Source organism: Coprococcus sp. HCN-4056 (genome assembly GCF_037892645.1).
GTDB classification, from domain to species: Bacteria; Bacillota; Clostridia; order Lachnospirales; family Lachnospiraceae; genus Coprococcus; species Coprococcus ammoniilyticus.
This window is the reverse complement of sequence record NZ_JBBKBL010000004.1, coordinates 211,259-227,799: the sequence shown is the minus strand read 5'-3', so window position 1 is coordinate 227,799 and position 16,541 is coordinate 211,259. Positions and strand designations below refer to the sequence as shown.

General features: G+C 42.8%; 12 protein-coding genes and 1 other annotated feature. Of the genes, 8 read left to right on the top strand and 4 right to left on the bottom strand.

Annotated features, from left to right (window positions below; translation table 11 throughout):
• Positions 1-76: 76 nt before the first annotated feature.
• Together guaB and WKT03_RS07765 are read left to right on the top strand one after the other, a co-directional pair.
• Positions 77-1,528 (top strand): IMP dehydrogenase, encoded by a 1,452-nt coding sequence (gene guaB, locus WKT03_RS07770; protein ID WP_008401827.1) that lies wholly within the window; start codon positions 77-79, stop codon positions 1,526-1,528.
• Between the two features lie 182 nt (positions 1,529-1,710).
• Positions 1,711-2,649: a tRNA dihydrouridine synthase gene (locus WKT03_RS07765; protein WP_242997283.1), complete on the top strand. Its 939-nt coding sequence runs from the start codon at positions 1,711-1,713 to the stop codon at positions 2,647-2,649.
• 122 nt (positions 2,650-2,771) lie between these two features.
• Here the strand turns inward: WKT03_RS07765 and WKT03_RS07760 are convergent, their stop codons facing one another.
• Positions 2,772-4,160, bottom strand: a complete 1,389-nt coding sequence (locus tag WKT03_RS07760) for a TrpB-like pyridoxal phosphate-dependent enzyme (RefSeq protein WP_117821953.1) — start codon at positions 4,158-4,160, stop codon at positions 2,772-2,774.
• Between the two features lie 600 nt (positions 4,161-4,760).
• Positions 4,761-5,049: a binding site (T-box leader), on the top strand.
• Positions 5,050-5,122: 73 nt separating this feature from the next.
• Here WKT03_RS07760 and aspS point away from each other — a divergent pair.
• From aspS to WKT03_RS07745, 3 genes are all read left to right on the top strand, one after another.
• Positions 5,123-6,874, top strand: a complete 1,752-nt coding sequence (gene aspS, locus WKT03_RS07755) for an aspartate--tRNA ligase (RefSeq protein WP_117821952.1) — start codon at positions 5,123-5,125, stop codon at positions 6,872-6,874.
• Between the two features lie 92 nt (positions 6,875-6,966).
• Positions 6,967-7,809 (top strand): pyridoxamine kinase, encoded by an 843-nt coding sequence (locus WKT03_RS07750; RefSeq protein ID WP_117821951.1) that lies wholly within the window; start codon positions 6,967-6,969, stop codon positions 7,807-7,809.
• A gap of 15 nt (positions 7,810-7,824) precedes the next feature.
• Positions 7,825-8,427, top strand: coding sequence for a TIGR04100 family radical SAM protein (locus tag WKT03_RS07745; RefSeq protein WP_117821950.1), 603 nt, complete (start codon positions 7,825-7,827; stop codon positions 8,425-8,427).
• Between the two features lie 129 nt (positions 8,428-8,556).
• Here the strand turns inward: WKT03_RS07745 and typA are convergent, their stop codons facing one another.
• Positions 8,557-10,395: a translational GTPase TypA gene (typA, locus tag WKT03_RS07740; RefSeq protein WP_117821949.1), complete on the bottom strand. Its 1,839-nt coding sequence runs from the start codon at positions 10,393-10,395 to the stop codon at positions 8,557-8,559.
• 215 nt (positions 10,396-10,610) lie between these two features.
• Here typA and WKT03_RS07735 point away from each other — a divergent pair, with 215 nt between their 5' ends.
• On the top strand, positions 10,611-11,918 hold the full coding sequence (locus tag WKT03_RS07735) for a Na+/H+ antiporter NhaC family protein (protein ID WP_118674417.1): 1,308 nt from the start codon (positions 10,611-10,613) through the stop codon (positions 11,916-11,918).
• Between the two features lie 98 nt (positions 11,919-12,016).
• On the opposite strand, the gene hslO is transcribed toward WKT03_RS07735, so the two are convergent.
• Both hslO and WKT03_RS07725 read right to left on the bottom strand, forming a co-directional pair.
• Positions 12,017-12,892 (bottom strand): Hsp33 family molecular chaperone HslO, encoded by an 876-nt coding sequence (gene hslO / locus WKT03_RS07730; protein WP_008401816.1) that lies wholly within the window; start codon positions 12,890-12,892, stop codon positions 12,017-12,019.
• A 172-nt stretch (positions 12,893-13,064) separates the two neighbouring features.
• The gene (locus WKT03_RS07725; RefSeq protein ID WP_118674419.1) at positions 13,065-13,838 is read right to left on the bottom strand and encodes a class I SAM-dependent DNA methyltransferase; all 774 of its coding nucleotides are present in this window, start codon (positions 13,836-13,838) and stop codon (positions 13,065-13,067) included.
• A 200-nt stretch (positions 13,839-14,038) separates the two neighbouring features.
• On the opposite strand from WKT03_RS07725, the gene WKT03_RS07720 reads away from it, so the two are divergent.
• Positions 14,039-14,986: a magnesium transporter CorA family protein gene (locus tag WKT03_RS07720; RefSeq protein WP_117807331.1), complete on the top strand. Its 948-nt coding sequence runs from the start codon at positions 14,039-14,041 to the stop codon at positions 14,984-14,986.
• Between the two features lie 375 nt (positions 14,987-15,361).
• A complete protein-coding gene (locus WKT03_RS07715; RefSeq protein ID WP_118674421.1) occupies positions 15,362-16,540 on the top strand; it encodes an exonuclease SbcCD subunit D in 1,179 nt (392 codons plus the stop codon).
• The last annotated feature ends 1 nt before the right edge of the window (position 16,541 follow it).

Genomic DNA, 16,541 nt, shown 5'->3' with positions numbered 1-16,541 from the left:
GATATAACAGGAGCGTTCGTTTGAATGCTCCTGTTATATCAACTTACAAATAAAAAAAAGAAAGTGAGAGAAAAAAATGGGTAAGATCATAGGCGAAGGAATTACATTTGATGACGTATTATTAGTACCTGCATATTCTGAGGTGCTTCCAAATGACGTGGATTTAACAACTAACTTAACAAAGAAAATACAGCTTCAGATTCCTCTTATGAGTGCCGGTATGGATACCGTAACAGAGCACAGAATGGCTATCGCTATGGCTCGTCAGGGTGGTATCGGTGTTATTCACAAAAATATGTCAATCGAGGAGCAGGCAGAGGAAGTAGATAAGGTTAAGCGTTCTGAGAATGGTGTAATTTCTGACCCATTTTATTTATCTCCTGAGCATACACTTGCCGATGCAAATGCACTTATGGCAAAGTTCAGAATTTCAGGTGTGCCTATCACAGAGGATGGCAAATTAGTCGGTATCATTACAAACCGTGACCTGATGTTTGAAGAAGATTATTCCAAGAAGATCAGCGAGTCAATGACTTCAGAAGGTCTGATCACAGCAAAGGAAGGCATTACATTACCGGAAGCAAAGAAGATTCTTGCAAAGGCTCGCAAAGAAAAGCTTCCGATCGTTGACGATGATTTCAGATTAAAAGGACTTATCACAATTAAGGATATTGAAAAGACGATCAAATATCCACATTCTGCTAAGGATCCACAGGGAAGACTTCTCTGTGCAGCAGCCGTTGGATGTACAGCAAATATTCTGGATCGTGTCGCTGAACTTGTATCAGCAAAGGTTGATGCTATTGTTATTGATACAGCACATGGGCATTCAGCAAATGTACTTCGTACTTTCAAGATGGTAAAGGAGAAGTATCCGGATCTTCAGGTTATCGCCGGTAATGTAGCGACTAAGGCCGGTACACAGGCAATGATCGATATGGGTGTAGATGCAGTTAAGATTGGTATCGGACCTGGTTCTATCTGTACAACTCGTGTTGTAGCAGGTATCGGTGTTCCGCAGATTACAGCTATTATGGAAGCATATGATGCAGCCATGAATGCAGGTATTCCTGTTATCGCTGATGGTGGTATCAAGTATTCAGGTGATATCACAAAGGCAATTGCAGCAGGTGCAAACGTATGTATGATGGGTAGCTTATTTGCAGGTACAGATGAAGCTCCTGGTGACTTCGAATTATATCAGGGACGTAAGTACAAGGTATACAGAGGTATGGGTTCTATCGCAGCTATGGAGAACGGCAGCAAGGACAGATACTTCCAGGAGAATGCAAAGAAGCTTGTTCCGGAAGGAGTAGAAGGACGTGTTGCATACAAGGGTTCTGTAGAAGATACTGTATTCCAGTTGATCGGCGGACTTCGTTCCGGTATGGGATACTGTGGTGCTCATAACATTCCTGAATTACATGAGAAAGCAGAGTTTGTTAAGATCTCAGCAGCGTCATTAAAAGAGAGTCATCCACATGATATCCATATCACAAAGGAAGCTCCAAACTACAGTGTAGAGTAATAAAAGTATATAATAGAAATATAAGTCAGAATATAGCCGGTGAGAATATGCAGATAACATATATCACTGGCTATATTTGAGTACTGAGTTTGACGACTGCTGTGATGACATAAAAGTATAAGAAGTCTGTGTCTGCGATTATCATGATGACATATGTTTTAATAATTGGAAGGAGAATTAAGATGCTCTATCTGGCACCTTTAGAGGGGATAACCGGATATATATACAGAAATGCATACCAGAAATATTTTGGAGGAATCGATCGGTATTTTACGCCTTTTATAGCTCCTGCAAAGGGGAAACCGTTCAGACATCGTGAGCTGGCGGATGTTCGCCCTGAACATAATACGGGCATAATGGTGATCCCACAGATTCTGACGAATCATTCAGAAGGCTTTATAAAAGCGGCAAAAGCTTTAGTTGATATGGGATATGATGAGATCAATATAAACATGGGTTGTCCTTCCGGTACGGTTGTTTCAAAAGGAAAAGGTTCAGGAATGCTGGCAGATCCCACAAAGCTGGATCATTTCCTTGAGGAGATATTTGCAGCCGATATCTGCAAAATATCGGTAAAGACCAGACTGGGAATGGAATTTGCAGATGAATTCCCGGATATACTGGATGTATTAATGAAATATCCATTTACCGAAGTGATCATTCATCCAAGAACCAGAGAAGATTATTATGGTGGCAGCGTAGATCTTGCTATGTTCGATCTGGCAGTAGAACGATACGGAGAGCAGACAGAAAGTGTCCTTTGCTATAATGGTGATATTACCGATGTTGCCGGCTATAAAAATATTCAGAAACGATATCCACAGGTTGATAAGATCATGATCGGACGTGGAATCATAGGAAATCCGTTTCTTCCACAGGAGATTGCAGAACAGAGGTGCTGCTATAACGCAGGAATCCTTCTGGCATTCCACGATGAACTGTTTGCCGGTTATATGGAAGCAGGGCTTGGGGCGAGAAATGTCATGTTTAAGATGAAAGAGTTGTGGTCGTTTATGGGATGTCTCTTTGAAGCTCCCGACCAGCAGAAGATATTAAAAAAGATCCGCAAAGCCAACGATCCGGATACCTACAACACCGAAGTCCGGAAGCTGTTGCGGTAATGAAGAAAACAGAATAAAAATGAAAAAAGATATTAGCATGAAGTATATCCTATAAGTTGAATACTAGAAAAAGGAAGCTGACAATACTATGTATTGCCAGCTTCCTTTTTTATAGGGGAAGTTTAGAACTCATTTCCGGGAAAATGAGGGATTCCGTCAAAACCTGCCTTCAAATCTTCGTCGGTAGGAATATAATCGCTCATCTCACCATCGTTATATTTGCCGTAAGCCACCATATCAAAGTATCCGGTTCCGGTCAGACCAAAGACGATCGTCTTTTCTTCTCCGGTTTCTTTACATTTCAGTGCCTCGTCGATAGCAACTCGGATCGCGTGGCTGCTTTCAGGAGCAGGAAGAATACCTTCCACTCTTGCAAATTGGGTTGCTGCTTCAAATACTGCTGTCTGTTCAACGCTTCTGGCTTCAATGATGCCATCATGATAGAGCTGGGATACAACCGGGCTCATACCGTGATAACGAAGTCCGCCTGCATGGTTTGGTGAAGGAATGAATCCGCTTCCGAGGGTGTACATCTTTGCCAGTGGACATACCTTGCCGGTATCACAGAAATCATAGGCATAGACACCCCTTGTCAGACTTGGGCAGGATGCCGGTTCTACAGCGATGATCTGGTAGTTCTTCTCGCCACGGAGAACCTCGCCTGCAAATGGGGAGATCAGACCACCGAGGTTTGAACCGCCGCCGGCACATCCGATGATGATATCCGGTGTGATGTTATATTTGTCAAGTGCTGCTTTTGTTTCAAGACCGATAACAGTCTGGTGAAGTAATACCTGATTCAGTACACTTCCGAGTACATAACGATAGCCTTCCTGCTTGGACTCTGCTTCAACAGCTTCTGAGATGGCACAGCCAAGGCTTCCGGTTGTTCCAGGATGCTCAGCAAGGATCTTGCGGCCAACCTCTGTTGTGGTACTAGGAGATGGAGTTACGGTTGCACCGTAGGTACGCATAACTTCACGACGGAATGGCTTCTGTTCATAGGAAACCTTAACCATATATACCTGACAGTCCAGACCAAAGTAGGAGCATGCCATAGAGAGGGCGGTTCCCCACTGACCGGCACCGGTCTCGGTTGTAACACCCTTTAAACCCTGCTGCTTAGCATAATAAGCCTGAGCGATAGCGGAGTTTAATTTGTGGCTGCCGCTTGTGTTGTTTCCTTCAAATTTGTAGTAGATCTTAGCTGGTGTCTGCAGTTTTTCTTCCAGACAGTATGCACGAACCAGTGGAGCAGGACGGTACATTTTATAGAAGTCCTGAATTTCCTGTGGAATCGGGATGTATGGAGTGGTGTCATCCAGCTCCTGCGCGATCAGTTCGTCACAGAATACAGGACGAAGATCATCGGCTGTCATTGGCTGAAGTGTTCCCGGATTTAACAGAGGTGCCGGCTTGTTCTTCATATCGGCACGTACGTTATACCACTCTTTTGGGATCTCGTTTTCACTTAAATAGATTTTGTAAGGAATGTTTGCATCTTTTTTCATAATCATAACCCTCCAATGCTTGATTCATTTGTATAAATAGTTTAAGTTATCCCGGTTATCTTTGATGGGATATATAAATATGTTCCGGGGAATTTTATAATGTCATGCATTTTGCAAAATCATCATCCTTGTGGGCAAAGAATTTTGCATGGATTTGTGATAGATGTTAAGACATAAAAAAACTGCCCCAGTATAAAAATGCTGGGACAGGAGATTGTTCATTAGAAACTGTTTCCTGCGGTGCCACCCGGCTTGACGTATCAGATACGCCCGCTCATTGTCTGCAAATACATACATTACAGATATCTCGTTCTTAACGGAGTATCATCTCCGGCTTACATACAGAATGCATATACAGGAATCGTACCACATCGTTCAGCTTGCCCTCGGGAGTCCATTCCATCATGGAAAACATACTGCCTTCCACCGGCGGCAGCTCTCTGGGATGTTTGTCACATCATGTACTTACTCTCCTTCAACGGTTTAAAGCAATACTAGCATAATTGTTTTTATGTGGCAAGTATTTTTTTATGAATGGGGGTGTATTTTTAAAAAAAGTCCGTTGACAAGCCATTTTCCCTGCTATATAATTGACACATTGAAAAGGCGAAGACGGAGAGAAGTAGCGCTTTTTATCGCTCCCAGAGAGTCGGCGGTGGTGAGAATCCGGCAGAATGAATAAGCGTGAATAACACTCTAACAGCTGCAAGCTGAACCCGTGAAGAAGACATTTGCAGAGATGACCGGAAAATGCGAGATGGTTGTTCTGCGAAATGGACCTCACAGTAGTAGGTGCGCCGCAATTGTGCGTGAAACAAGGAAAGGGACTGTCAGATAAGAGACAGTAAATCAGGTGGTACCGCGGATATGAATTATGTTCGTCCTGGATGCAGGGCAGGCATAGTTCTTTTTTTATGCAACCTGTGAAATATAAAAATCAGTCAAAGGAGATAATGCAGACAATGACCATTTCAAACATTTATCGTAACAGAACCTTAAATGAGATCAGCGAAAGCGACGTTGGCGCAGAGCTGAAGGTGGCAGGATGGATCGAGAACATCCGTGACCATGGTGGTGTATCCTTCATCGACCTGAGAGATATGTATGGTGTTCTTCAGGTAGTTATGAGAGACACTTCATTATTAGATGGACTTACAAAAGAGGATTGTGTATCCATCTCAGGTGTGATCGAGCACAGAGATGAGGAGACATACAATCCAAAGATCCCGACAGGAACGATCGAACTGGAGGCACATTCCGTAGAAGTGCTTGGAAGAGTATACAAGCAGGTTCCGTTTGAGATCATGACATCCAAGGAGACAAGAGAAGATGTCCGACTCAAATACAGATATCTGGATCTTAGAAATAAAAAAGTAAAGGATAATATGATCTTCCGTTCACAGGTGATCAGCTTCCTTCGTCAGAAGATGACAGAGATGGGATTCTTGGAGATCCAGACACCGATTCTGTGTGCTTCATCACCGGAAGGTGCAAGAGACTATATTGTTCCATCCAGAAAATTTAAAGGCAAGTTCTATGCTCTGCCACAGGCTCCACAGCAGTACAAGCAGCTTCTGATGGTTGCAGGATTTGACAAATACTTCCAGATCGCACCATGCTTCCGTGACGAGGATGCAAGAGCAGACCGTTCACCGGGTGAGTTCTATCAGCTCGATTTTGAGATGAGCTTTGCAACACAGGAAGATGTATTTAAAGTAGGAGAGGAAGTCCTCTCAGCAACATTTGAGAAATTTGCACCGGAAGGCTCTGTTGTAACACAGGCTCCTTATCCGATCATCAGCTATAAGCAGGCAATGTTAGAATTCGGTACGGATAAGCCGGATCTTCGTAACCCGCTTCGTATCATCGATCTGACAGATTTCTTCCAGAGATGTACATTTAAGCCATTCCACGGCAAGACTGTACGTGCGATCAATGTACCGAAGAAACTGTCAAAGGGACAGCATGAGAAGCTCTTAAAGTATGCTCAGTCTATCGGTATGGGTGGTCTTGGATATCTGGAAGTTCTGGACGATATGACATACAAGGGACCAATCGATAAGTTCATTCCGGATGATATGAAGAGCGAGATCGCAGAGCTTGCAAATCTGAAAGCAGGAGATACTATCTTCTTCATTGCCGATGTAGAAGAACTGGCAGCTTCCTTTGCTGGACAGCTTCGTAATGAGATCGGTGCAAGACTTGATATGATCGAGAAGAATGCATACAGATTCTGCTATATTAACGATTTCCCTATGTACGAGTACGATAAGGAAACAAAGAAGATCATCTTTACACATAATCCGTTCTCCATGCCACAGGGTGGTCTGGAAGCTCTAAATGAGAAGAATCCGTTAGATGTTCTCGCATACCAGTATGATATCGTATGCAATGGTATCGAGCTTTCATCCGGTGCTGTCAGAAATCACGACATGCAGATTATGGTAAAAGCATTTGAGATCGCAGGATACACAGAAGAAGATCTGAAGACAAAGTTTGGAGCACTTTACAATGCATTCCAGTTTGGCGCACCACCACATGCAGGTATGGCTCCTGGTGTTGATCGTATGATCATGCTCCTTCGTAATGAAGAAAATATTCGTGAGATCATTCCGTTCCCTATGAACGGAAATGCACAGGATCTGATGTGTGGCGCTCCTGGTGAGGTTACAGAGCAGCAGCTCCGTGAGGTTCATATCAAGGTAAGACAGTAACAGAGGAAATCAGGTATTTATGTATAAGATGACCGGATAGAAGATTATTTTGATATACACCCAAGATTTTATGTTAGAAAGGTGCATAAGATATGCAGGGTTCGCATAATAACCAGAAAAAGATAGCAGTTATAAATGATTACTCAGGATTTGGACGCTGTTCCATAGCAGTAGCAATGCCGATTATTTCTGTAATGAAGGTTCAGTGCTGTCCGGTTCCGACGTCGATTTTTTCCAATCATACGGGGTTTGACAGCTTCTATTATGAAGATTTTACAGATCATATGCAGAGGTATATCGATGAATGGAAGAAGCTGGATCTGCAGTTTTCCGGTGTCTGTACCGGATTCCTGGGTTCCAGTGAACAGATCAGTATAGTGGAACGGTTCCTTACGGATTTTAAAAGACCGGAGACAAAGGTGATCGTGGATCCGGTAATGGGTGACTATGGCAAACCATATCCGACCTATACAGACGAACTGTGCCAGCAGATGAAAAAGCTGGTGCGGTTTGCTGATATCCTTACTCCAAATACCACAGAGGCATGTGTTCTGACGGATACACCATATAAGGATGACTGGCATATGGATGAACTGAAAGCTATGGCGGAGAAGCTGGTAGCACAGTCAGAGAGCAGACAGGCAAAAGTTGTGATAACAGGAATCAGGCGGGGAAGCTTCCTTGCTAACTTCTGCTATGAAAATGAAAAAGTAACCGTTGTGAAGACAAAGAAGATCGGAGAGTCGCGCTCCGGTACCGGAGATGTCTTTTCGGCGATTCTTGCGGCGGATGCCGTAAATAATGTAGATTTTACAGAATCAGTTAAGAAGGCAAGTGTATTTATTAAAGAATGTATCAAACGTTCCGTTGAGATGGAGCTTCCATTGACCGATGGAGTGTGTTTTGAGGAATGTCTGTACAAGCTTGCCAGATAACAGGAGGCGAATAGTATGGAGATATTATATAAAGTTCATAATAATCTGTATGTAAATCTGACAAATAAATGCCCATGTGCATGTACATTCTGTCTCAGACAGAACATGGATCATGTTGGTGAATCAAAGAGTCTGTGGTTAGAGAGGGAACCATCAGCAGAAGAAGTGATTGCTGAATTTGCAAAATTCGATATGAGCCGGTTTAATGAGGTTGTGTTCTGTGGATTCGGAGAACCGACGGAAGCCTTTGAGGTGTTGAAGAAGGTTGCGGCATTTGTAAAGGAGACTTATCATATGCCGATGCGTTTGAATACGAATGGACTGGGAAATCTTGTAAATGGCAGAGATATCACACCGGAGATGGAAGGCCTGATCGATACGGTATCGATCAGCTTGAATACGCCGAATGCAGATCGGTATCATGAACTGGTCAGAAGTAAGTTTGGAGATAAATCCTTTGATGCGATGCTTGACTTTGCAAGAAGTTCTACAAAGTATGTACCAAATGTAGTTATGACGACTGTAGATACCACGATTACAAAAGAGGAAGAGGAAGAATGCCGGAGAATCTGTGATTCGATCGGTGCAAAATACAGAATCCGCCCATGGGAGGATTAATAAATCTGATAAGAAAAGCTCTGTATGAAAATACAGGGCTTTTCTTGTTATCCTACAAATAAAAGACCGCAGGTAGCGATCAGACTGCCTGCGGTCTTACTGTAATATTTATTATTATAACATAAATGCTTATTTATTTCCGGCATCTCTCTTAGCACGGAAACGAAGTGTAGGATCAAGGATCTTCTTACGGATACGGAAGCTCTTAGGAGTGATCTCAAGAAGCTCATCTGTATCGATGAAGTCAAGTGCCTGCTCCAGACTGAGTACCTTAGGAGGTGTCAGCTTTAATGCATCATCAGCACCGGAAGAACGGGTGTTGGTCAACTGTTTCTTCTTGCAGACATTTACTTCGATATCATCGGTACGTCCATTTTCACCGATAACCATTCCGGCATATACAGGTTCACCTGGTCCGATGAACAGTGTACCTCTTTCCTGTGCATTGAACAGACCATAAGTGATAGAAGTACCGGTCTCGTATGCAATCAGAGAACCCTGTGAACGATAGTTCATATCACCCTTATATGGGAGATATTCATCAAAGATCGTATTGATAACACCATTTCCCTTTGTAGCGGTCATGAAGTCACCACGGAAACCGATCAGTCCACGGGAAGGTACAAGGAACTCCAGTCTGGTTGTACCGTTTCCGGTAGGAGCCATACCCTGAAGTTCACCCTTTCTGGAATTTAACATATTAATAACTGTTCCGGTAAATTCATCCGGAACATCGATATATGCAATCTCAAATGGTTCAAGCTTCTTACCGCGTTCGTCTGTCTTATAGATAACTTCGGCTTTGCTGACTGCAAATTCATATCCTTCACGTCTCATGTTCTCGATCAGGACGGATAAGTGAAGTTCGCCACGACCGGATACCTTGAAAGCTTCTGTTGTCTCTGTTTCTTCTACACGGAGACTGACATCTGTATTTAATTCACGGAACAATCTGTCACGTAAATGTCTGGAGGTTACAAACTTTCCTTCCTTACCGGCGAAAGGAGAATCATTTACCATGAATGTCATGGAAATAGTTGGCTCTGAAATTTTCTGGAATGGGATTGGTTCCGGATTTTCAGGAGAACAGATCGTATCACCGATATTAACATCTGCAATACCGGAGATGGCTACGATCGATCCGATGTCTGCTTCATTTACTTCTACTTTATTCAGACCCTCGTAAACATAGAGCTTACCGATTTTAACCTTTAACATTCTGTCAGGGTCGTGTTCATTTACAATAACAACAGGCTCATTTACAACGACCTTACCGTTGTCAACCTTGCCAACACCGATACGGCCTACATATTCATTGTAGTCGATCGTGCTGATCAGAACCTGTGTACCTGCATCCGGATCACCGGTAGGAGCAGGAATATAATCAACGATGGTATCAAATAGTGGCTTCATATCTGTACCCGGTTCATCTGGATCAAGAGAAGCAACACCTGTCTTTGCTGATGCAAATACAAATGGGCAGTCAAGCTGATCGTCATTTGCATCCAATTCGATCAGAAGCTCAAGAACTTCATCTACAACCTCTTTAGGACGAGCTTCAGGACGGTCACATTTATTTACACATACAATAACACTGAGGTTCAGCTCCAATGCTTTCTTCAGAACGAATTTGGTCTGTGGCATGGCACCTTCGAAAGCATCAACAACAAGAATAACACCATTTACCATCTTCAGGACACGTTCTACTTCACCGCCGAAATCAGCATGTCCCGGAGTGTCGATAATGTTGATCTTTGTCTTACCATAACGGACGGCAGTGTTCTTGGAAAGAATCGTGATACCACGTTCACGTTCAATATCATTTGAGTCCATGACACGCTCGGTAACTTCCTGATTATCACGGAATACACCACTCTGTTTCAAAAGTTCATCCACCAATGTTGTTTTACCATGGTCAACATGGGCAATAATCGCAACATTTCTGATATCATCTCTGGTAATCTTCATTTTTTTCACTCTTTCTTTATGATATTAAAATTACTTACAATACAACGTTTACCATTCTAGCATACGAAAAAAAGCATTTCAATGGAAATGATAGCCGAAAATTACACCAAAATATTCGGTAAAATGCGCCGAACTGTACAAAAATATGTTATTATTAGAAAGTATGACAGGCGGGAACGGTTCCTGCTAAATAAGTGATTTGGAGAGGTATTAAAATGAATGAGAAAAAGGGCAGAGCGATCGCACTGTTGCCGATCGGTGTATTTCTGGTATTGTATCTGGGACTTGGGATTATATTTGAATATGTGATGAAAATTCCGATGGGCTTTTATAATGTGCCTATCATCGTGGCATTTCTTGCAGCTATCCTGGTCGCATGTATCCAGAACCGGGAATTGGTATTTGATAAGAAGCTTGAGATTATGGCACAGGGAGTTGGGGATAAGAATATTATAACGATGCTGTTGATTTTCCTGGCAGCGGGTTCGTTTGTCGGGGTAGTCGGAAGAAGCAGCGCAGAGAGTGTAGCATATTTTATGCTGACACTGATTCCGGCAAGATTTTCAGTAGCGGTTTTGTTTGTTGTTGCCTGCTTTGTATCAGTTGCTATGGGAACTTCGGTTGGAACGATCACATTGTTAACGCCGATTGCTGTTGCAGTGTCGAGGGCATCTGGCTTTGATATGGCATTTTGTGTTGCATCGGTTATGGGTGGAGCAATGTTTGGGGATAATCTTTCTTTTATCTCAGATACGACGATTGCGGCATGTAATGGACAGGGATGTGAGATGAAAGACAAATTTCGGGAGAATTTCTGGATCGCGTTTCCGGCAGCGGTTATAACGCTGATATTAATTCTTGTACTTTCATTTCAGACCGACATACAGGGTCAGGTCAGCCAGACTTATAATCTGGTGCAGATCATACCGTATGTTCTGGTGTTGATCGGTGGAATTATAGGGCTGAATGTATTTATCGTATTACTTACGGGAATTGTATCCGGAGCATTTATTATGCTGATATGGGGACATACTGCACCTGTTGATCTTCTGACAAATATGGGCTCCGGTGTTTCCGGAATGTTTGAAACCTGTATGGTAGCAATATTAGTAGCGGCGTTATGTGCACTGATCCGGGAATATGGCGGTTTCGATGCACTTCTCAGTTGGATACACAGGATCTTTCGCGGAAAGAAAGGCGGACAGCTCGGAATGGGGTTGTTAGTCGGAACAATGGATATTGCAACTGCAAACAATACGGTAGCGATCGTTATGGCAAATCCGATTGCTGGAGAAATGGCACAGGAATATGGAATCTCTCCGAAGAAGACTGCCTCTTTGCTTGATACCTTTTCCTGTATCTTTCAAGGAATAATCCCATATGGTGCGCAGATGTTAGTTGCAATTGCCGCGGTAGGAGAACTGGGTGATTCCATTTCTGCTTTTCAGATCATGCCGAAGCTTTTTTATCCGATGTTCTTGCTGCTGACATCACTCGTTACCATAATAAGAAGTGATAAATAATAGAGACAATTCAAAGAATATAGAAAACGCTGATCTGTTCACATTGCCAATAAACTTTTTGGTAGTATTCACATAGGAACAGATCAGCGTTTTCTGTTTTATTTGCCAAGTAACATATTTTCCAGTTCTTCCGGTGAGAAGGTGTAAGACGAGTTGCAGAACTGGCAGTTTACCTCGATCGGCTTATTGTCTGCGAGCAGATTTGCGATCTCCTTTTTGCCAAGACTGATAACAGCCTGCGAGAAACGTTCCTTGCTGCAGTTGCAGTGCCACTTCGTAGGAATGGTATCGGTAACTTCTACATTATAGCCTTCAAAGATCTGCTTCACGATATCAAGCGGTTCCATACCCTGGTCGAGGAGAGCGGTAATGGATGTGAATTCACCCAGACGTTTTTCCAGATCAGAGATCAGTTCCTCGGATGCAAATGGCATAAGCTGAATGATAAAGCCCCCGGCTTGTTTTACTGTGTTGTTCTTCTCCATCAGAACACCTAAAGCTACAGAAGTTGGAATCTGTTCTGAGGTTGCAAAATAATACGTCAGGTCTTCTGCAATCTCACCTGAAACAAGCTGGGTCTGACCGATATAAGGCTCTTTTAAACCGATATCCTTGATCACGGAGAGCACGCCCATATCAAGAGCTTTAGCAACATCCAGTTTTCCCTTATCATTTGCATGCAGGATAACCTCCGGATTGTTGACATAGCCTTTGACATTGCAGTGCGCATCAGCAGTCACTGTCAGTCCGCCGATCGGACCGCTGCACTGGATCTGGAGCGTTAGCAGATCGGAGTCATTCTTACATGCAGCCCCCATCAATGCACCTGCGGTCAGCAGACGACCGAGGGCAGCAGTAGCAACCGGACTGGTATTGTGAATACTTCTTGCTGTTTCAACGATTTCCTTTGTGGTGCCGGCAAAGAAACGAACCTGTCCATCTGCCGCCATACCTCTGATAATATAATCACTCATATGTTATTCCTCGTTCTTTCTATATATAACGTAAAATATTGCACTTTTAAGGTGCCTTTTTAAAAATAATACCTGCATTTATAAAGTGCTGATTAATAACAAAATAATACTTGTACTTATAAAAGTAGTGCTTAATAAAAAATTGATGACTAAAATCACTACGGGCAGGAGATCAGATATATAATTTGCCTTCGTGATGTTTTTCTCCGGCTATCACATAGACACGTTCACTGTTATCGGTTGCTGGCGTGTGCGTAAATGCATCATACATGGCAAGAAGCTCCATACCTGCCTGTTCTACACAACGAATCATGTCCTCACAGGTCAGTCCGATCTGGTAATGGAATTCCTGTGTTTTTCGGTACAGGTTGTCCTCCTCTTTCAGAAACAGGCTGAGTGCAAGCTCGTTGACATTTTGTTCCTCATCATAATAATTATCCCAAATGAAGCTGACATCATCCCGATCCTCAGCAATCACTGAATCTGCAACGACATCCCGGAAATAGTGTTTGGTCTTAAAATCACAGATAAAGATACCCCCTGCTTCCAGATAATTATTTGCAAGAGAAAAAACGGTAGTGATCTGATCTGTATTTGACAGATAGTTGATGCTGTCACAGACGCATACAATGGCATTTACTGTTCCATATAATTCAAAGGAACTCATATCCTGCTGGAGATACATAATGGATGAGAAACCATTCGCAATCTTTTTTTCATTTGCAATCTCTAACATATCAGGAGATACATCAATTCCGATCATATCATAGCCTGCGGCTGCAAGTCCTTCCGTGATCGTTCCCGTTCCGCAACCAAGCTCGGCAACCAGCCCATCAGTGATATTATATTCATGAAGCAGACTGGTGATATAAGATATCCATTCATCGTAAGGAATGTTGTCCATCAGTTCGTCGTATACCTGTGCAAAGCTCGTATAGGCATCCATAGAAAAACCTCATTTCATAAAATCTCAATGCCATCATTATAAACATCTCCGAAAGGAAAAACAACCGTTTCTTTTGAAGCAGCTTTCTATTTGTTGCAGCAGACAGAATATAAAAAATAAGGTTTGAGATTGAACATGGCGGCCTTTTGTGCTAATATAAATTCGGTTAGAAATCCTTATATGGAAGTGGGTAGTTTGGCATGATAAAGTTCTATAGAACAGATCATAAGGTTTTGTCAGAGATAACAGAATATGAAGACAATATGTGGGTTTGTATGACGAAGCCTACAGTAGATGAGACCAAACTGATTGCAGAAGATTTCGAGATTGATCTGGCAGATGTCAGAGCCGCATTGGATGATGAGGAGAGCTCCCGTGTGGAGGTCGAAGATGGTTATACACTGATCCTTGTCGATATTCCGTCGATTGAGATGAGAAATGAACGCGAAGCATATACAACTATTCCTCTGGGTATTATCCTCGTAAAGGACATTCTGATCACGGTATGCGCGGAGGATACACCTGTTCTGGATGCATTTATTGAGTCAAAGGTAAAGGAATTCAGTACAAAGAAACGGATGCGTTTCATGTACCAGATCTTATATAGAAACTGCATGACTTATCAGTATTATCTGCGAGTTATGGATCGTAGAAGAAACCTGATCGAACAGCGAATCCAGGATGAGACAGAGGATGCGGATCTGATTGATCTTCACGAACTGGAATCCAACCTTGTATACTTTGCAACTTCACTTCGTGCAAACGGAGTTGTGTTAGATAAGCTTGCAAGATACAGCAGCATCAAGCAGTACCCGGAGGATCAGGAGCTTCTGGATGATGTTATGGTCGAGAACAAACAGGCTATCGAGATGACCGGAATCTATCGAGATATCATAAGCGGTACAAGAGAATTGATGACGACGATTATTAATAACCGCCTGAACAATATCATGAAGTTTTTAGCGGCTATCACCATCGTAATGGCGATCCCGACGATCATATCCGGTATCTATGGAATGAACGTATCAGGTAAGTGGATGCCTCTTGCAAAGACTCCATACGGCTTCTATATTGTATGTGGTATCATCGTTCTGATCTGTATTATCATAGCGCTAATCCTCAAGAAAAAGAAAATGTTCAAGATGTAAAAATAAATCCGTCAAGCAAATAAGCAGCGTGTCTGTGTACAGACAACGCTGCTTATTTATTTGACGGATAAACACACATAAGCATGAAGGACGATAGTCCGGAATGCGCATGTGTGAAGCGATTTCGAAAGTTCGAAGAAAGTTGACCTCGTTAATTCATAATGATAAACTGAATATACTTGAAAAACAGGTATTCATTTCAGAGACAGAAAGTTTCTATCCTTAGAACTTATGGAACAAACCTGTTTGAATGCCGGTACTTAGCGATCCACGAAGTGGGAGCTTAGAACCGCTGCATGAAAACAGAGCGAGAGCGATTTGCGTAATAAGTTACTAAGGATAGAAACTTTCGTCCGGGGAACATGGAAAACATGTATGGGAAAGGAGATAACAACGATGAAGCTGTTTCATTTGTCGGATCTGCATATTGGCAAGATCGTAAATGGATATGAGATGTGGGAAGATCAGCGTTATGTGTTTGACCAGATTCTTGCATATGTAAGAGAAGAACAGCCGGATGCTGTGATGATTGCAGGAGATATCTATGACAAAGCAGTTCCATCCGCAAAAGCAGTAACAGAATTTGATGAATTCCTGACTGAACTTGCAGACAGCGGAACGATCATCCTCATTATCAGTGGCAATCATGATTCGGCAGAACGTCTGGATTTTGCCAGCAGTATCATGAAAAAGCAGAATATATATATGAAAGGAACCTATGGTGGAGAAGCCATGAAGGTGACGTTGCAGGATAAATGGGGAGATGTGAATTTTTATCTGATGCCGTTTGTAAAGCCTTCAAACGTAAAAAATACATTATCGGATTTAACAGAAGAACCGGAGAAAGAGTCAGCAGCCTTAACATATACAGAAGCCATGCAGCAGGCAGTTGCAGCCATGCAAGTTGATCCGGGGAAAAGGAATGTACTGATCGCCCATCAGAACGTAACAAATAGTGGAGTGAACCGGCGGTCGGATTCGGAGACAATATCGATTGGTGGACTGGATAATATTGACCGTACGGTATTTGATGTATTTGACTATGTGGCACTTGGACATCTCCATTCTCCACAGCAGATCGGAAAGCCGGAGATCCGGTACTGTGGCACGCCGGTTATCTATTCTATGTCGGAAGCTGACGATCAGAAATCTGTCACAGTGGTAGAGCTTGGAGAAAAAGGAAGGCTTTCAATCCGTGAACTGCCCCTGCACCAGCTTCATGCGTGGTATAATTTTACGGGTACACTTGATGAAGCCATGAGCCGGGAAGCAAATGAAGATTATGCGAGAATTGTGCTAACGGATAAGGAAACGATCATTGATGTTCAAGCGAGACTTCGGACTGTGTATGAGAACCTGATGTCAGTAGAATTCCAGATGGCAGATGGCAGCAGCCCGGAACAGGAACGGACACTTGAGGACGTGAAGAATCTTGCACCTGATGAGGCATTTGCGGATTTCTATAACAGAAAGATGAAACGGGAGCTGTCCGATGAAAATGCAGTTTATATCAGACAGTTGATCCGGGATTATTATGAACAGAGACAGGGGTGAA

What these genes read in the sequence shown, in the direction of transcription:
- guaB (WP_008401827.1), top strand. Translation starts at nt 77, where the DNA reads ATGGGTAAGATCATAGGCGAAGGAATTACATTTGATGACGTATTATTA.
- WKT03_RS07765 (WP_242997283.1), top strand. Translation starts at nt 1,711, where the DNA reads ATGCTCTATCTGGCACCTTTAGAGGGGATAACCGGATATATATACAGA.
- WKT03_RS07760 (WP_117821953.1), bottom strand. Translation starts at nt 4,160, where the DNA reads ATGAAAAAAGATGCAAACATTCCTTACAAAATCTATTTAAGTGAAAAC.
- aspS (WP_117821952.1), top strand. Translation starts at nt 5,123, where the DNA reads ATGACCATTTCAAACATTTATCGTAACAGAACCTTAAATGAGATCAGC.
- WKT03_RS07750 (WP_117821951.1), top strand. Translation starts at nt 6,967, where the DNA reads ATGCAGGGTTCGCATAATAACCAGAAAAAGATAGCAGTTATAAATGAT.
- WKT03_RS07745 (WP_117821950.1), top strand. Translation starts at nt 7,825, where the DNA reads ATGGAGATATTATATAAAGTTCATAATAATCTGTATGTAAATCTGACA.
- typA (WP_117821949.1), bottom strand. Translation starts at nt 10,395, where the DNA reads ATGAAGATTACCAGAGATGATATCAGAAATGTTGCGATTATTGCCCAT.
- WKT03_RS07735 (WP_118674417.1), top strand. Translation starts at nt 10,611, where the DNA reads ATGAATGAGAAAAAGGGCAGAGCGATCGCACTGTTGCCGATCGGTGTA.
- hslO (WP_008401816.1), bottom strand. Translation starts at nt 12,892, where the DNA reads ATGAGTGATTATATTATCAGAGGTATGGCGGCAGATGGACAGGTTCGT.
- WKT03_RS07725 (WP_118674419.1), bottom strand. Translation starts at nt 13,838, where the DNA reads ATGGATGCCTATACGAGCTTTGCACAGGTATACGACGAACTGATGGAC.
- WKT03_RS07720 (WP_117807331.1), top strand. Translation starts at nt 14,039, where the DNA reads ATGATAAAGTTCTATAGAACAGATCATAAGGTTTTGTCAGAGATAACA.
- WKT03_RS07715 (WP_118674421.1), top strand. Translation starts at nt 15,362, where the DNA reads ATGGGAAAGGAGATAACAACGATGAAGCTGTTTCATTTGTCGGATCTG.